The following is a 16,357-nucleotide window of genomic DNA, read 5'->3' as shown; positions in this document are numbered from 1 at the left end:
CGCTGAGCACCCGGTCAAAGGGTAACGCGCTTCGCTATCGCAGGCAATAAGTGCCAAGGTGGGGGACTGCACAATTCGCTATTTTTGATAGAAATGACGCTGTTACAACCTAACCCAGCATGACTGCTGGGTTAAAAAAGGAGGCCGTGGGTTATTTTTTCTGCACCGTATGCACCGAAGCCGTTGGTTCTGGTGGCTGGTAGTTGTCGATATGCGTGGCAATACCTAAAAGGATGACGGAAACCGCGAGAACAATCCAACCTGTTAACTCAATAAGACGATTCATTACTGACGACATTTGCTTTGATTTATCCTTAAACACAGGAGGCAAATGTTACTTATCAATAAGTAAGACGGCAAGAGCATTGGGAACGATTTCGACGACTTTTTCGCAGCAAGTTATCGCTAAGTGGCATATGTTTGACTTAAGTTAAGAAACAACCTTTTCCCTGCAAAGGTTATTAAACTGTTGTGACGTTGCGATGTATGGTGTGAAATAGGTCGGTCCTGAATTGAGAGGCAATAACATGAGTGACAACATCCGCGTTGGGCTGATTGGCTATGGCTATGCCAGCAAAACTTTCCATGCCCCTCTGATTGTGGGCACCCCGGGGCTGGAGCTGGCCGCGGTATCCAGTAGTGACGAAGCAAAAGTGAAGGCGGACTGGCCTTCTGTTACGGTGGTGAGTGAGCCTAAGCATCTGTTTAACGATCCCAGCATCGACCTGATTGTGATCCCCACGCCGAATGACACGCATTTCCCGCTCGCTAAAGCAGCGCTGGAAGCGGGTAAACACGTGGTTGTTGATAAGCCATTTACCGTGACACTGTCACAAGCTCGCGAGCTGGATGCGTTGGCGCGTAGCCTGGGTCGTGTGCTGTCTGTTTTCCATAACCGCCGCTGGGACAGTGATTTCTTGACGCTGAAAGCCCTGCTGGCAGACGGAGTGTTGGGTGAAGTCGCTTACTTTGAATCCCACTTCGATCGTTTCCGTCCGCAGGTCCGCGACCGCTGGCGTGAACAGGGCGGTCCAGGAAGCGGTATCTGGTACGATTTAGCGCCTCATCTGTTGGATCAGGCCATTAACCTGTTTGGTTTGCCCGTCAGCCTGACGGTGGACCTTGCGCAGTTGCGTCCTGGCGCACAATCGACAGATTATTTCCACGCCATTTTGACTTATCCTCAGCGTCGGGTGGTTCTGCACGGCACGATGCTGGCTGCCGCCGAGTCGGCACGCTACATCGTGCACGGTTCGCGTGGGAGCTATGTGAAATACGGTCTTGATCCGCAGGAAGAACGTTTAAAAAATGGTGAACGTTTGCCGCAGGAAGACTGGGGTTACGACATGCGCGATGGCGTGCTGACGCGGGTCGAAGGCGAAGAACGTGTGGAAGAGACCTGGTTAACCGTGCCGGGTAACTATCCGGCTTATTATGCGGGTATCCGTGATGCACTGAACGGCAATGGTGAAAACCCGGTTCCAGCACGACAGGCCATTCAAATTATGGAACTGATTGAGCTGGGTATTGAATCGGCAAAACATCGTTCTACGTTGTGTCTTGCCTGATTGCGGAAATGCCGGATAAGCGTTAGCGCTATCCGGCACTATCATCGTTATGCCGCTGCGACTTTCTCACGCAACGCACGTTTCTCTTCAGTACTCAAAAACGCCATTTCCAGACCATTAATTTGCGCCTGACGGATCTGCTCGCGGCTCAACCCTGCAGCTGGAGCAGCAACGGTATATTCGTGAATAATATCCACGCCCTGAACCGCGGGATCGTCGGTGTTTAGACTGGCCAACACACCCTGTTCGAGGAACGTCTTCAGCGGATGTGCAGCCAGTGAAGCAACGGTGCTGGTCTGGATGTTGGAGGTCAGGCAGGATTCGATGCCAATTCGCTGCTCGGCAAGAAAATCCATCAATGCACGATCTTCCACAGCTTTAACGCCATGACCAATACGTTCAGCGCCCAGTTCTCTGATTGCCTGCCAGATGCTTTCAGGGCCTGCTGCTTCACCAGCGTGCACGGTAATGTGCCAGCCTGCATCGCGCGCCCGATTAAAATGAGACAGGAACAGACTGCCTGGGAAACCCAGTTCATCGCCCGCCAGGTCCAGTGCGGTAATGTGGTCACGGTGTGCTAACAGCGCATCCAGTTCCTGCAGGCAAGCGGCTTCGCCAAAAGTACGGCTCATAATGCCAATTAAGCGCGCTTCCACGCCAAAAGCCTTGCAGCCTTCACGTACGCCCGCAATCACTGCTTCAACCACGCCCGCGACGGGGAGTTGATGCGCCATCGCCATATAGCCGGGCGAAAAGCGCAGTTCCACATAGTGCAGCCCGTTACGGGCGGCATCTTCAATATTTTCAAATGCCACGCGGCGGCAGGCATCCAGCGAGGCCAGTACCTTCACGCCCCAGTCAAGCTTCGACAAAAAACTGACTAAATCCGGTTCTGTCGAGGTGACCTGCACGTGCGGGATCAGCGTTTCCAGCGTTTGAGCGGGAAGCGTTAAATTGAACTGACGGCCAAGATCGAGAATGGTTTGCGCACGAATGTTGCCATCAAGGTGGCGATGGATGTCGGTTAAGGGGAGGGATTTATCAATCATGGTCGCACTCTTTGTTTTTAGTAAAAGTGCGCACCATTATACAACAGAAACATCATCCGCTAAAACCATCCAGAAAGTAGGTATTCGCTTTGTAATAGCCTAATTTAGGCGTGATATTTGCTGAAATTATAGATGACAGATGTCGTGAGATTCGGAGTGATGATTTATGCTGTGATAACCGCAATTCATGATAATTGTTTTGAGCAGCGGTTATCTGAATAGCAGTTTACGCGACGAGTTTGGTATCGGCCTGGAATAGTTTATTGCACTGCGGGCAAATCAACATGGCACCTTTTTGTACGCGAGAAAAACTGTGTTCAGAATGCGCGGTGCAGTTAGGGCAAGGACATTTGATAAGAAAATTACGGCGGGATTTCACATTTTTACGTTCAGACATAGGCTCTTCCTGATTTGAGTGGAAGCCCACTATACACGGTTAGCTGAAAAATACTGTTTTTTCTCACATTGCCCTATTGTGCAATGGTGAGAGAGTAACAAAGAAGGCGGATTCCCCAGCAGGTAAAATTTGCGCAATGAAAAGGCTCATTGCGCAAATACAGTCAGCGTAGCGAACGAATAGCGTTTATTAACCCATTCACACCTTTTTCCAGTTTTGCACGCGGACATCCGGCATTCAGACGGACAAAACCGCGACCTTCTTCACCATAGGTATATCCCGGCATGATCGCGACTTTTTGCTGATGGATGAGTACATCCTGCAACGCATGATCATCAATATTGAGCGGACGCAGGTCAATCCATGCCAGATAAGTTGATTGTGGGATCTGCCAGTTTAACTCAGGGAACGCAGCATTAAGCTCATGTGCGACATAGTGCAGATTAGCGGCCAGATAATCGCGTAACGCATCCAACCACGGGGCGCCGTGCTGATAAGCAGCAATATGCGCGGTAAGCGCCAGTACTGCAGGTGAGGAAAGGCCATCTCGGCTTTTTAGCGCCGCAAGGTAGTGGTTACGGCTATCGGCGTCTTCAACGATCCCGTAAGCCCCGGTTAGCGCCGGAATATTAAAACTCTTGGAGCCGGATGTGAGCAGCGCCCAGTCGCCTCGAGCAACCTGACTCCATGGGATATGAGGTTGTTGATCCCATACCATGTCCATATGAATCTCGTCGGAAATGACCTTCACGCCGTGCCGTTGACACATGCTGGCCATGGTTTCCAGTTCATCTCGGGTCCAGACCTTGCCGGTCGGATTCTGCGGACTACAGAGCAGAAGAATTTTGCTTTCAGGCCGCGAGAGGGTTTCTTCCAGCTTAGCCATATCGCAATACCAGCCGTGCGCACGTTTCTCCAGTGCAACAGGGTGCACTGTACGCTGGTTGCCTTTGATGGCGTTGTAAAACGCATCGTAAGCTGGAGTATGGATAACCACCGCGTCACCCGTTGATGACCACTGGCGGATCAGCTCCGACACCATATAGATGACGGAGGGGCCATAAACTACAGATTGCGGATCGATTTGGGTGTTATGGCGGGTCAGGAACCAGTGGCTAATTGCCGCCAAAAAATCATCATTTTTCCAGCGACTGTAGCCCAACACACCGTGTGACAGGCGCTGCGTCAGCGCCTGGAGAATGCATGGTGCGGTGGCAAAATCCATATCTGAGATGGTGAATGGTAGCAGGTCGGCTGAACCAAACCGGTCGGCGACATAATCCCATTGGGTGCACCAGGTACCGTGCCTGTCCACTTCAGTTGAGAAATCAAACATATTGTTGCCCTTATGCCTGTACGGTATTCATCAGAACCGTCATTTCGTCCTTCACCGACTGGACCTGCGGACCGATGACGACCTGCAAGTTATGCTGATTGAGTTGAACGACACCAATCGCGCGATTGTCCTTCAGTGCCTGCACGTTCACAAGCGACATATCTTTCACGGAAAGACGCAAGCGGGTAATGCAATTATCCAAGCTGACGATATTCTCAGCGCCACCCAGCGCCGCCAGAATAGCCGGGACGTTATAGCCTGATTTGCCCGGCGTTCCTGCCATGACTTTCTCAATATTGCTGGCAATTTCGACATCACGACCCGGTGTTTTAAGATTAAAGCGGGTGATGGCGAAGCGGAAGATGACGTAGTACACCGCGAACCAGATAGCAGCGACAACCGGTACCAGATACCACTTGGTGGACAACCCGTGCAGGATGCCAAACACCACGAAGTCAATCAGGTTGCCATCGGTATTGCCGATAGTGACGCCAAGCACAGCCATGATAGTGAAGCCCAGTCCGGTCAACAGTGCGTGAATAACGTACAGCAATGGTGCGACGAACAGGAATAAGAATTCCAGAGGTTCGGTGGTACCGCCAATCACGCAGGCGATCAGGCCGGAGATTAATAATCCCTTAATTTTGTGACGATTTTCAGGGCGAGCACAGTGGTACATCGCTAACGCAGCGCCCGGTAAACCGCCGAGGAACGCCGGCATTTTGCCCTGGGACAGGAAACGCGTGGCACTTTCAGAGAAGCCCTGAGTGGTAGGGCAGCTCAATTGGGCCTGGAAAATAGTCAGCGCGCCGCTAACGCTATGACCACACACCTCCTGCGTACCGCCAGCTTCAGTGAAGCGAATTAAGGCCACCAGAATGTGATGCAGGCCAAACGGCAACAGCAGACGTTCACCGGTACCAAACAGCATCGGACCAAAATCACCGGCGCTATTGATGATGTTACCCAAGCCAGTGATACCCATGGCGAAGAACGGCCAAATCAGCGGAATGACCAGCCCGACCAGTCCCATCACTACCGACGAAATAATCGGCACAAAACGGGTACCACCGAAGAACGCCAGCGCATCCGGCAGGCGAATGTTGTGGAAACGTTCATGCAGCATCCAGACAATGATCCCGGCGATTACCGCACCGAGGATCCCAGTGTCGATCGACTGGATCCCCAGAATGTTTTGCACGTTGTTAGCTTTGAGGATCGCCGCATCCGTGGTGGGCAATATTCCCTTGGCCGTTAACCAAAAGTTGACGGCCAGGTTCATTACCGCATAGCCGACAAAACCGGCAAAGGCCGCAACGCCTTTGTTTTCGCGCGCCAGGCCAAGCGGGATAGCGATACAAAACATCACCGGCAGAAAACTAAATGCGAAGGATCCGACTTTGCTCATCCAGGTAAACAGCGCCTGCAACATCGGGTTCCCCAACGCGGGGAGCAGCGTAATGACATCATGGCTGCTTAATGAGCTGCCGATCCCCAGCATGATCCCGCAAAACGAGAGCAGTGCTACGGGCAACATAAAGGTTTTGCCCAACTGCTGGAAAAATTCCCATAACGTGACTTTTGGTGTGGTTCTCGTCGTCATCTAACGACTCCTTGTAAAAAATCGACCAACGAATGATGGCGAGAAGATAAAACGTTTTACCTAATTTTAGTGCGTTACAAATCACATTATCGAAGGATAATAGGGCGTATAAATACGGATGATTGATAAAACGTTTTATCCATCACGTTATCAGGGAGCTTTCTGGTTTTATGGCTATAGCCAAAAAAATAACCATTCATGATGTAGCGCTGGCGGCCGGTGTTTCAGTCAGTACCGTCTCATTGGTTCTTAGCGGCAAAGGGCGTATCTCATCAGCGACCGGAGAACGGGTCAATGCTGCCATCGAACAACTGGGGTTCGTACGTAACCGCCAGGCATCGGCGCTGCGTGGCGGGCAGAGTGGGGTTATTGGGTTAATCGTTCGCGATCTCTCGACGCCGTTTTATGCCGAACTGACGGCAGGACTGACGGAAGCCTTAGAAGCTCAGGGGCGGATGGTATTTTTACTGCATGGCGGTAAGGACGGCGAACAGCTGGCCCAGCGTTTCTCGATGTTACTCAATCAGGGTGTTGACGGGGTGGTGATCGCCGGAGCCGCAGGCAGCAGCGACGCGTTACGGCAGTTGGCCGGTGAAAAGGGTATTCCGGTAGTGTTTGCTTCACGCGCCAGCTATCTGGATGATGCTGACACCGTCAGACCCGACAATATGCAGGCTGCGCAGCTGTTAGTTGAGCATCTTGTCGGGCATGGTCATCAACGAATCGCCTGGTTAGGGGGACAGAGCTCCTCTCTGACCCGTGCAGAACGCGTGGGGGGATATTGCGCCACGCTGCTTAAATTTGGACTGCCTTTTCACAGCGATTGGGTACTGGAGTGCGCCTCAAGCCAGAAGCAGGCCGCAGACGCCGTGACGGCGCTACTACGGCATAACCCGACCATCAGTGCAGTGGTGTGCTATAACGAAACTATCGCCGTTGGGGCTTGGTTTGGCCTGATGAAAGCAGGGCGTCAGAGTGGTGAAATTGGCGTTGACCGTTATTTTGAACAGCAGATCTCGCTAGCCGCCTTTGCTGATGTGGCAGAGAACGCTCTGGATGATTTACCGATTATTTGGGCCAGCACGCCCGCGCGTGAAATGGGATATACACTGGCTGAACGCGTACTCCAGCGAATCAGCAGTGATGAGGGGCATTCGCGCAATCTGACGTTATCCGCCAGACTGGTGACGCAAAAGTAATGCGCCAGAGGTAAAAAAGCCCGATAAATTGCTTTATCGGGCTGTGGCGGACATCACGCAGATGGTAATTACGGCTGCGGCATGGCCGGGGCATCTGGTGCGGAAAGTGTTGGCATACCAAACATGCCGACAAACTCATCCAGCGGCATTTTTTGGCCGTTGAGCGTCACCTGACCATTTGCGTACTGCAGGCTGGAGCCGATGGTGTTGTCCTGTACCGTCGTGATGCGGAACATTTGACCCATCGCAGCAAGACCATTGACCTGCTGTTTCGCCATACCTGCCGCTTCTTCCTGCTGATACCCTTCCAGTTTGGCAATCTGGGTCATGAACTCAGTTGCCATATCCATCGGGATCGCCAGCTTTGCGTCCAGTGATTTCACTGAGCGATCCACTTCCTGGGCCAGCGTTTTTGGTTCTTCCTGGTTCGCATTCGGGTCTTTCAGGAACAGGGACAGATTAAAGCTGGTCTCACCCTTGGCATTTTTCCAGCTCAGTGGCGCAACGGTAATAACCGGCTCACCCTTCATCAGAATAGGCAGAGCGCTGAAGAACGCTTCGGTCACTTTCTGCTGATACAGCTCCGGGTTTTGCACTACGTCAATCTGTGACATCAATGCTTTGGTTTGGGCACTATACTGCTGGCTGAACTGATGTAATGCTTCGCCATCAATCTGGCCTACTTTCAGCGTCAGCTTACCGCTACCCAAATCTTGACCCTGCAATTTCAGGCTGTTGATCGTGTAATCCAGCTGGCTGTTGACGGTTTTACCCTCGTTAACCAGGTCTGATTTACCGTCGATGCCCATGCCTTCCAGCACCGCCAGCTCTTTGCCTTCGACGGAAATAGACAGCTTATCAAGGGACAATTTCTGATCGCCAATACGCTCACCAAAGCTGGCAACCGAGCTTGAGCCATCCGTCTTCAGATTATTAAAGGTAACTTGTACTTTTTGATCGTACTCGTTAACCGCATTGACCACGCCGCTTTGCGCTTCACCGGTCAGGGAAACCGCGTTACCGTCTTTGTCGGCGCTGAGCTGGAATTCGCCTCCGCTAAAGGCCACTTTCTCATCGCCTTTTTCGTAACTCAGCGGCTTGAGAGATATGTCAGAGCGGGTATCGCCGCTATAGCCCACGCGGGAATTGATGATGAAAGGAGACTCACCCTTGGCAATGTCAAATAACGGTTTGGTGACGTCATTATTCACCAGCGTGGTTTTCACTGCGGCCATCGCGGGTACCAGGTTGAATGACTTAAGCTGGGCTAGCGGGAAAGGGCCATGATCGACGGATTCATCCAAAATGATGCTTTGCCCTGGCTTCAGCCAGGCATTTTCCTGACCGGCAACAGGTTTTACCACCAGTTGCAGCTGGCTGCTGAACACGCCGCGCTGGTAGTTCTCATAACTCAGCTCAATGCCTGCCTCGGGCGAGAGGCGTTTGAGCTGATCGTTTGCCTGCGTCACCATCTCAGCAAGATGGGTTTCCAGTTTCTTTCCCGTGAACCATGCACCGCCCGTCCAGACGATTCCCAGTGCAACCACCACACCCGCAGCTACCAGCGTTTTTTTCATTTCGATATCCATAAAATAAATCCAGGCGTTTGAAGACGCCTGGAGGGGTGACATGTCTTTAACTCACTACTAGCTTAGCAAGAGTTGTTAAAAATATCAGTATCTTGCTACAGCTTGTTATAAACCCGCGCTAAACGACCGGTGCCGCTGACGTTCACCGGCGACTCATTGGCGCTGATAAATGCCGATTCACCTGCTTTCAGTACCAAGCGTTGCTCGCCCTTGCTCAGCACGGCTTCGCCCTCAACGCAGAACAAAATGGCGGCGCTGTGCTGGCTGATAGTGGCTTCACGGGCAGACAGTTCATGTAGGGAGAACGCGAAATCGTCAACCGGGATTGGGAAATCCAGTTCACTCTCTGTTTTGACTGGGGTTGTCAGCAGTTGATTCGCCGGTTTAGCGACAAACTGAACGTTGGCGACCAGTTCTGGAATATCGATGTATTTCGGCGTCAGTCCGGCGCGCAGTACGTTATCGGAGTTGGCCATGACCTCGAGCGCCACACCTTGCAAGTAGGCGTGTGGGGTTTCGGCAAACAAGAACATCGCCTCGCCTGGATTCAGCTTTACCACATTGAGCAGCAGCGGAGAGAACAGGCCGCTATCATCCGGATAGACATCCGCTATCAGACGGATAGTTTGCCACGGCTCACCCTGTTGGCTGTTAAGGGCAGATTTCAGTACGGCCAGCGCACGCGATTTCTCTTCACCCTGCATATTCAACAAGCTGGCGAAAAGGTGGCTCAGACGCTCGGCGTTGGGTTCCTGCAGGAAGTGAGCGATGGCCGGATGCGCACCAGACACTGGCTGTAGCAGCGCCACAATCTCGGAGAACTCGCGAAACGCATTCATCGCCAGGAAAGGCGTCAGGGCAAACACCAGTTCGGGCTTGTGATTAGGATCTTTGTAATTACGCTCGGCGGCGTCCATTGGGATCCCTGCGGTGTTTTCTTTGGCAAAGCCAACCTCAGAATTGTGTTTGTTCGGGTGGACCTGAATCGAAAGAGGCTGGGCAGCGCAGAGCACTTTAAACAGGAAAGGCAGTTCACCAAAGCGTTGTGCTACGGCATCACCTAACAGTGCTGACTTATCGTGCTCGATCACGTCACGCAGGGAAACTGTCTGGCCGTCGGCGTTCTGAACCCGAGAACTGCTTTTCGGATGGGCGCCCATCCACAGCTCTGCCATCGGTTGCTGGGTCGGATTTTCAATGCCATAAAGTTCCGTTAAGGCAGTTTTGCTTCCCCAGGCATAGTTCTGCACTGAGTTGATGAGTTTTTGCATTATCAAGCCCTGTTTCAATGTGGAATTATCTCTGACTATTAAACCAAGAAACCCACGGGGAAGTAACCTGCGCATGTAAAAAGTCGTACTTGTCTCAGTTTTTGTTAAAAAATTGTGTAGGATATGGTGACTCGCTTTTAATACCCTGAGCAATTCTGGTTGCACAAAGGCCGTTGCTGGCACAACCGGACCCGCGACAGGGAAGCAGGGCAATGGAACATCTGCCCAGAGAATAACCAGACCGAGCAGTAAGTGAGAGCACAATGTCAAACAAACCCTTTCATTATCAGCATCCTTTCCCCCTCAAAAAGGATGATACCGAATACTATCTGTTGACCAGCGACCATGTTTCCGTTTCCGAATTTGAAGGCCACGAAATCATTAAAGTTGATCCGCAAGCCTTAACCCTCCTTGCCCGCCAGGCATTTCATGATGCCTCATTTATGCTGCGTCCGGCGCATCAGCAGCAGGTTGCGGATATTCTTCGCGACCCGGATGCCAGCGAAAACGACAAATATGTGGCCCTGCAATTCCTGCGTAACTCCGACATCGCGGCGAAAGGCGTGTTACCGACCTGCCAGGACACCGGTACGGCGATTATTGTCGGTAAAAAAGGGCAACGTGTCTGGACCGGCGGGGGTGATGAAGCCGCTCTGGCCCGTGGGGTGTATAACACTTATATCGAAGATAACCTGCGCTATTCGCAAAACGCCGCGCTGGATATGTATAACGAGGTGAACACCGGAACCAACCTGCCTGCGCAGATAGACCTGTATACCGTGGACGGTGACGAGTACAAATTCCTCTGCATCGCCAAAGGCGGGGGATCGGCGAATAAAACCTATCTGTATCAGGAAACCAAAGCGCTGCTCACACCGGGTAAATTGAAAAATTATCTGGTCGAGAAAATGCGTACGCTGGGAACCGCAGCCTGTCCGCCGTATCACATTGCTTTTGTGATTGGTGGCACCTCGGCAGAAGCAACGCTGAAAACCGTTAAGCTGGCGTCGGCAAAATATTATGATGAATTGCCGACTGAAGGTAATGAGCATGGTCAGGCGTTCCGCGATGTCGAGCTGGAAAAAGAGCTGTTGATTGAAGCGCAAAACCTTGGACTGGGCGCGCAGTTCGGCGGGAAATACTTCGCCCACGATATTCGCGTGATCCGCCTGCCGCGCCACGGTGCGTCATGCCCGGTTGGCATGGGCGTCTCCTGTTCAGCGGATCGTAATATCAAAGCCAAAATCAACCGCCAGGGGATCTGGATTGAGAAGCTGGAAAATAATCCCGGCAAGTACATCCCGGAAGCGTTGCGTCAGGCCGGTGAAGGCGAAGCGGTGCGCGTCGATCTTAACCGCCCGATGAAAGAGATCCTGGCTCAGTTGTCGCAGTATCCTGTTTCCACGCGCCTGTCACTGAATGGCACAATCATCGTCGGACGTGATATTGCGCATGCAAAACTGAAAGAGCGTCTGGATAACGGCGAAAGTTTGCCGCAGTATGTTAAAGATCATCCAATCTATTACGCGGGTCCGGCGAAAACGCCGGAAGGTTATGCTTCGGGTTCGCTGGGCCCAACCACCGCCGGGCGCATGGATTCATACGTTGATCAACTGCAGTCTGCGGGTGGCAGCATGATCATGCTGGCAAAAGGCAACCGCAGCCAGCAGGTTACTGACGCCTGCCATAAACACGGTGGCTTCTATTTAGGTAGTATCGGCGGTCCTGCGGCAGTGCTGGCGCAAGGCAGTATCAAGAGTCTGGAATGTGTGGAATACCCGGAACTGGGGATGGAAGCCATCTGGAAAATTGAAGTGGAAGATTTCCCGGCGTTTATCCTGGTGGATGACAAAGGTAACGATTTCTTCCAACAGATTCAGACGTCGCAGTGCGCACGCTGCGTTAAGTAACGTCAGCCGCCCCTCGGGGCGGTTTTTTTTACCGCACGAACCACCAAACGAGGGTTCCATCCTCGTCAATACTCATAAGACCAATGGCAATGGGCAATGTCGAAACATAACCTAATCAATTGTTAATATAAGGAGCAGGTCATGGTAACGGTACGCCGCGAAAATGATTCAATGGGGGCGATTGAGGTTCCGGCCGATAAACTCTGGGGCGCACAAACCCAACGATCGCTGGAGCATTTTCGTATCTCTACGGAGAAAATGCCGGTCTCGCTGATCCACGCGCTGGCGCTCACTAAACGTGCCGCCGCGAAGGTAAATCAGGACCTCGGGCTGCTGGCGGCAGAAAAAGCGAACGCCATCATGCAGGCGGCAGATGAAGTGCTGGCTGATAAACACGCTGACGAGTTTCCGCTGGCTATCTGGCAGACCGGTTCCGGTACGCAAAGCAATATGAACATGAACGAGGTGCTGGCGAACCGGGCCAGCGAACTGCTGGGCGGCGTGCGGGGGATGGAACGTAAAATACACCCCAACGATGACGTCAATAAAAGCCAAAGTTCAAATGACGTGTTCCCCACGGCGATGCACGTTGCCGCACTGCTGGCTCTGCGTAAGTCACTTATTCCACAATTGAATGTTTTAATTGAAACACTGAGTAAAAAATCCCACGCGTTTGCAGATATTGTCAAAATTGGCCGTACGCATCTGCAGGACGCTACACCGTTGACGCTGGGTCAGGAAATTTCTGGCTGGGTGGCGATGCTGGAACATAACCTGAAGCACATAGAAAACAGCCTGCCGCATGTGGCTGAACTGGCTTTGGGAGGAACGGCCGTCGGCACCGGACTGAATACACATCCTGAATATGCTCGCCGGGTCGCGGATGAACTGAGAGTGATCACCTGTGCGCCGTTTGTCACCGCGCCGAATAAATTCGAAGCGCTGGCCACCTGTGATGCGCTGGTACATGCCCATGGTGCACTGAAAGGTCTGGCTGCATCGTTAATGAAAATTGCCAACGATGTGCGCTGGCTGGCGTCTGGTCCGCGCTGTGGTATCGGCGAGATAGCGATTCCTGAAAACGAGCCAGGCAGCTCCATCATGCCTGGTAAGGTCAACCCCACACAATGTGAAGCCTTAACTATGCTGTGCTGTCAGGTAATGGGCAACGATGTGGCTATCAACATTGGCGGAGCCTCCGGTAATTTTGAGCTTAACGTCTACCGACCGATGGTTATCCATAATTTCCTGCAATCAGTTCGTCTGCTGGCAGATGGTATGGAAAGCTTCAATGCGCACTGCGCGACCGGCATTGAGCCCAATCGCGAGCGCATTGACCAGTTGCTCAACGAATCCCTGATGCTGGTGACTGCCCTGAATACCCATATTGGGTACGATAAAGCCGCAGAGATCGCCAAAAAGGCTCACAAAGAGGGGCTGACGTTAAAAGCCTCGGCGCTGGCGCTGGGCTACCTTAGCGAAGCCGAGTTCGACAGTTGGGTGCGCCCGGAACTGATGGTCGGAAGTATGCGACCGGGACGTTAATCTGCCACATACAGGTGCAGCCGGGGAATAATCAACCTCAGCGGCTGCGCCTGCGGTTTGAAACGGTGTTGCACGTTGTCGGCATCGTAATTCAGCAACTCGCCGATGTCCGGCACACTCATACCATTATCGTTATTAATCAGTGCAATCAGCGGTGTCGGACACGCATATTGCACTTGCTTTTGCTGCCCTTTGTACCAGACGCGGGCGATGGGCTGGACTTTCACCGGTCTTTTTATCTTCAGTTTCGCCTGTTGCGGCAGGGCGGCAATGTCCTGATACTCGCGCTCCAGACGGGCCTGCCACTCTTCGCGCGTCCATGGATGTACGCTGCGCGGTGAATTCAGGCTCTTTTCCAGTTGTTCCAGTACCTCATCGCGTTTCAGGTTTTTAATAATGTGTTTATTGGCCCAACCGAATCGCAGGGTCGCAGGTTCTCTGACCACCGTCAGCGTTCGATAAGCATTGAGGGTGATGAGTCCTGGTAAATGGCGATGCACCCATTCGAAACGTGCGGCGGGTGGCAGACCTGAATCCACCGTCACAATATGCTCAAAGGTTGTTTTCAACTGGTTGATACGCTGAATTTGCGCTTCTAGCGTCGCCTGAGAAGGGCTGTCGACCTGATAGCACAACACGCCGGGTAGGCGCACGGCAGCTTTGCTGCTGCGATTCTCGGACTGCTGCTGAATAAACAGGTGGCGATAGTGGCGCAGCGCCAGACTTTCAGCTTCTTTACCTAAATGTTGTTTTACGTCGATGGCCTCCAGCGGGGCGTGCTCCGACTCTTTTGCGATTTCTGGCAAGGAGAACACACGGGCAATCAGTAGCGTGTGCTGCTGCAGATTTTCAGTGAATTGCGCCAGTTCTTGTTCCATCTGGCGAAAAGTGCTGTTCAGACGTTCAACGAGATCGTAACGAGCCATAGAGTTACCATTTTAGTTACAACATACTTTTTTATAGCACACCCAACGTTACCTGACCACCGAGCCGTAGGGGTCAGGCAGCGGAAAATTCAGGAATGTTATGCCAGAGGGGCCAGCTAAAGGTGAAACGCGCGCCGCCGAGCTCGCTTTCGTCACACATCACCGTACCGCCCATGGCCTGCGCAATCGAGTGGACGATGGCCAGCCCGAGTCCGCAGCCGCCCGTGGCCCGGTCGCGGCTGGGATCGAGACGAACAAACGGTTCAAAAACTTGCGCACGGGCGTCAGGTGGAATGCCGGGGCCATCGTCTTCGACGATCAGCATCGCTTGATTACCCTGAAGCAGCAGACTGGCGTGAACCGTAGACTGGCAGTAGCGCAGGGCGTTGTTGAGTAAATTATCCAGGACGCGCTCCATCAGGCGCATATCCAGCGCACCGTAATCACCGGAGGTTAGATGGCGCAGGCGCACCGTGCGGTCAGGATTAACGCTTTGTACATCGTCCAGATGGGTGGTGAGCCATACCGGTAGGTTTGGTTCCGTGAGGTTTAACTCATTCTGTGGCCGGTCGAGTCGCGCATAGGTGAGTAACTCTTCGATGAGCGCTTCCAACTGGCTAATATCACGATTCAGCGCCTGGGATTCCTGTTCGCTGAGGTTATCGCTCATCTCCAGCCGGTAGCGTAAACGCACCAGCGGTGTGCGCAGCTCATGGGCGATGCCATCAATCAGCTGTTTTTTGCTGGCAATGAGCGCATTGATATTGTCCGCCATTTGGTTGAACGCCACGCCGAGCCGCTCAAAACTGGAACCGCTGTCAAAATGCAGCCGTTCACTCAGGTGTCCTTCACCAAAACGTTGCGCCGCCGCTTCCAGCCTCAACATCTCCTTCCAGTGCGGACGCATCCAGATAAGCACCGGGAAGGCCAGCGAAATGGCGATGAACGCCATCAGCGCGACGTCCAGCAAGCGCATTTGATGTAAAAAATAGAGATAGGGAACCGGGCCGACGGCAAGGACATAATGGCTGCGAGGAATACGCTGAATAAAGGTGTACTGGTCGTCGAGTGCCACAATATCGCCCTCGCGCAGACGCTGCTGGGTAGGGGCATCCAGATGGTATTTATTCAGCGGCTCCACGCGCAGATCAAACGAGAGGTTTAAATCCATCTCTTTCAGCGTCTTCCCCCACTCATGGGGGGGGATCTCGCGAAGCTCACTGCGCATCAAATACAAAGAGCTTTTCATTAAATCATCAAGCGACTGCCTGCCGGCGCGCTCTGCGGTGAATTTATATACCAAACCGACCAGCAGGGTCATCACCAGAAAGCAGACGAACAGCAACAGGTAAAACTGTACAAACAGCTTCTTCATAACAAATCACCGGACGCTCAATAAGTTAGCTAATACGCTTTTGCCACTCGGGGCTGGCGGGGGATTGCTGTAGCCACCGAGACGCAGATTCAGAAATTCAGTCTGAGTATCGTCAATCGCGCTTATCCCGGCAGAGTACACTGTATAAACCCTTTCTGCATTCTCATGGCCCATGAGGCCCGTAATAAATACAGCATGTCTGGAACGTGCGAGGGCAGTTGGGCCCGGTAAACAGTCTCGTCTTAACAGAGTAATTGCTGCTGGCGGTTGTCTTTGTGCAAGGTGAGTGCGCGATATGAGGGGAGCATCATCTAAAAAGCCCGTACTGGATGCGGGCAAAAATACTGAAAGTCATGCTTCAGCAATAATCACTGAACTATAATTAACCAGGAAGTTGAACAGTCTCTACCCGTGGCGATAACACAAAAATCTCTTATAACTCCTTCGTATTGAATACCCTTTCCCTCACGGATTCTTTATTTTCACACACAGCGTATGTTGATGATTCCCATTGATAATGACATGCCATGCGATTTTTATAGCTTGGTTATCAATGGTTCAGCATTGCCATACGACCACGAATGGATTG

At 52.4% G+C, this 16,357-nt stretch carries 13 protein-coding genes; 4 read left to right on the top strand and 9 right to left on the bottom strand.

What is annotated here, in order from left to right; genetic code table 11:
• Window positions 1-151 precede the first annotated feature (151 nt).
• On the bottom strand, window positions 152-286 hold the full coding sequence (blr, locus tag IB214_RS12465; protein WP_117343071.1) for a division septum protein Blr: 135 nt from the start codon (window positions 284-286) through the stop codon (window positions 152-154).
• Between the two features lie 241 nt (window positions 287-527).
• Here blr and IB214_RS12460 point away from each other — a divergent pair, with 241 nt between their 5' ends.
• Window positions 528-1,568, top strand: coding sequence for an oxidoreductase (locus IB214_RS12460; protein ID WP_096757129.1), 1,041 nt, complete (start codon window positions 528-530; stop codon window positions 1,566-1,568).
• A 47-nt stretch (window positions 1,569-1,615) separates the two neighbouring features.
• On the opposite strand, the gene add is transcribed toward IB214_RS12460, so the two are convergent.
• The 4 genes from add to malX form a co-directional block, all read right to left on the bottom strand.
• Window positions 1,616-2,617, bottom strand: coding sequence for an adenosine deaminase (gene add, locus IB214_RS12455; RefSeq protein ID WP_117343072.1), 1,002 nt, complete (start codon window positions 2,615-2,617; stop codon window positions 1,616-1,618).
• Window positions 2,618-2,843: 226 nt separating this feature from the next.
• The gene (locus tag IB214_RS12450; protein WP_164496619.1) at window positions 2,844-3,014 is read right to left on the bottom strand and encodes a YnfU family zinc-binding protein; all 171 of its coding nucleotides are present in this window, start codon (window positions 3,012-3,014) and stop codon (window positions 2,844-2,846) included.
• Window positions 3,015-3,177: 163 nt separating this feature from the next.
• Window positions 3,178-4,350, bottom strand: a complete 1,173-nt coding sequence (locus IB214_RS12445; protein WP_117343073.1) for a MalY/PatB family protein — start codon at window positions 4,348-4,350, stop codon at window positions 3,178-3,180.
• A gap of 10 nt (window positions 4,351-4,360) precedes the next feature.
• Window positions 4,361-5,953, bottom strand: coding sequence for a maltose/glucose-specific PTS transporter subunit IIBC (malX, locus tag IB214_RS12440; RefSeq protein ID WP_117343074.1), 1,593 nt, complete (start codon window positions 5,951-5,953; stop codon window positions 4,361-4,363).
• Between the two features lie 170 nt (window positions 5,954-6,123).
• Between malX and IB214_RS12435 the strand changes: the two genes are divergently transcribed.
• Window positions 6,124-7,152: a Mal regulon transcriptional regulator MalI gene (locus tag IB214_RS12435; protein ID WP_117343075.1), complete on the top strand. Its 1,029-nt coding sequence runs from the start codon at window positions 6,124-6,126 to the stop codon at window positions 7,150-7,152.
• 68 nt (window positions 7,153-7,220) lie between these two features.
• Here IB214_RS12435 and IB214_RS12430 read toward each other — a convergent pair whose 3' ends face one another.
• A complete protein-coding gene (locus IB214_RS12430) occupies window positions 7,221-8,729 on the bottom strand; it encodes a YdgA family protein (protein ID WP_117343123.1) in 1,509 nt (502 codons plus the stop codon).
• 107 nt (window positions 8,730-8,836) lie between these two features.
• Window positions 8,837-10,012, bottom strand: coding sequence for a mannose-6-phosphate isomerase (manA, locus tag IB214_RS12425; RefSeq protein WP_117343076.1), 1,176 nt, complete (start codon window positions 10,010-10,012; stop codon window positions 8,837-8,839).
• A 263-nt stretch (window positions 10,013-10,275) separates the two neighbouring features.
• Here manA and fumB point away from each other — a divergent pair, with 263 nt between their 5' ends.
• Both fumB and fumC read left to right on the top strand, forming a co-directional pair.
• Window positions 10,276-11,922 carry a class I fumarate hydratase gene (fumB, locus tag IB214_RS12420; RefSeq protein WP_117343077.1) on the top strand — a complete coding sequence of 549 codons (1,647 nt, stop codon included), beginning with the start codon at window positions 10,276-10,278 and terminating at the stop codon, window positions 11,920-11,922.
• A gap of 141 nt (window positions 11,923-12,063) precedes the next feature.
• Window positions 12,064-13,467, top strand: a complete 1,404-nt coding sequence (fumC, locus tag IB214_RS12415; protein ID WP_096757122.1) for a class II fumarate hydratase — start codon at window positions 12,064-12,066, stop codon at window positions 13,465-13,467.
• On the opposite strand, the gene tus is transcribed toward fumC, so the two are convergent.
• Window positions 13,464-14,393, bottom strand: coding sequence for a DNA replication terminus site-binding protein (gene tus / locus IB214_RS12410; protein WP_117343078.1), 930 nt, complete (start codon window positions 14,391-14,393; stop codon window positions 13,464-13,466). The genes fumC and tus overlap by 4 nt on opposite strands.
• A 73-nt stretch (window positions 14,394-14,466) precedes the next feature.
• Entirely contained in the window at window positions 14,467-15,768 is a 1,302-nt protein-coding gene (rstB, locus tag IB214_RS12405) for a two-component system sensor histidine kinase RstB (RefSeq protein ID WP_117343079.1), read from the bottom strand.
• Between the last annotated feature and the right edge of the window lie 589 nt (window positions 15,769-16,357).

This window comes from Citrobacter sp. C1, from assembly GCF_014596895.2.
Lineage (GTDB): Bacteria > Pseudomonadota > Gammaproteobacteria > Enterobacterales > Enterobacteriaceae > Citrobacter > Citrobacter gillenii.
The sequence above is the reverse complement of the archived record's forward strand: the minus strand, read 5'-3'. Positions and strand labels throughout refer to the sequence as shown.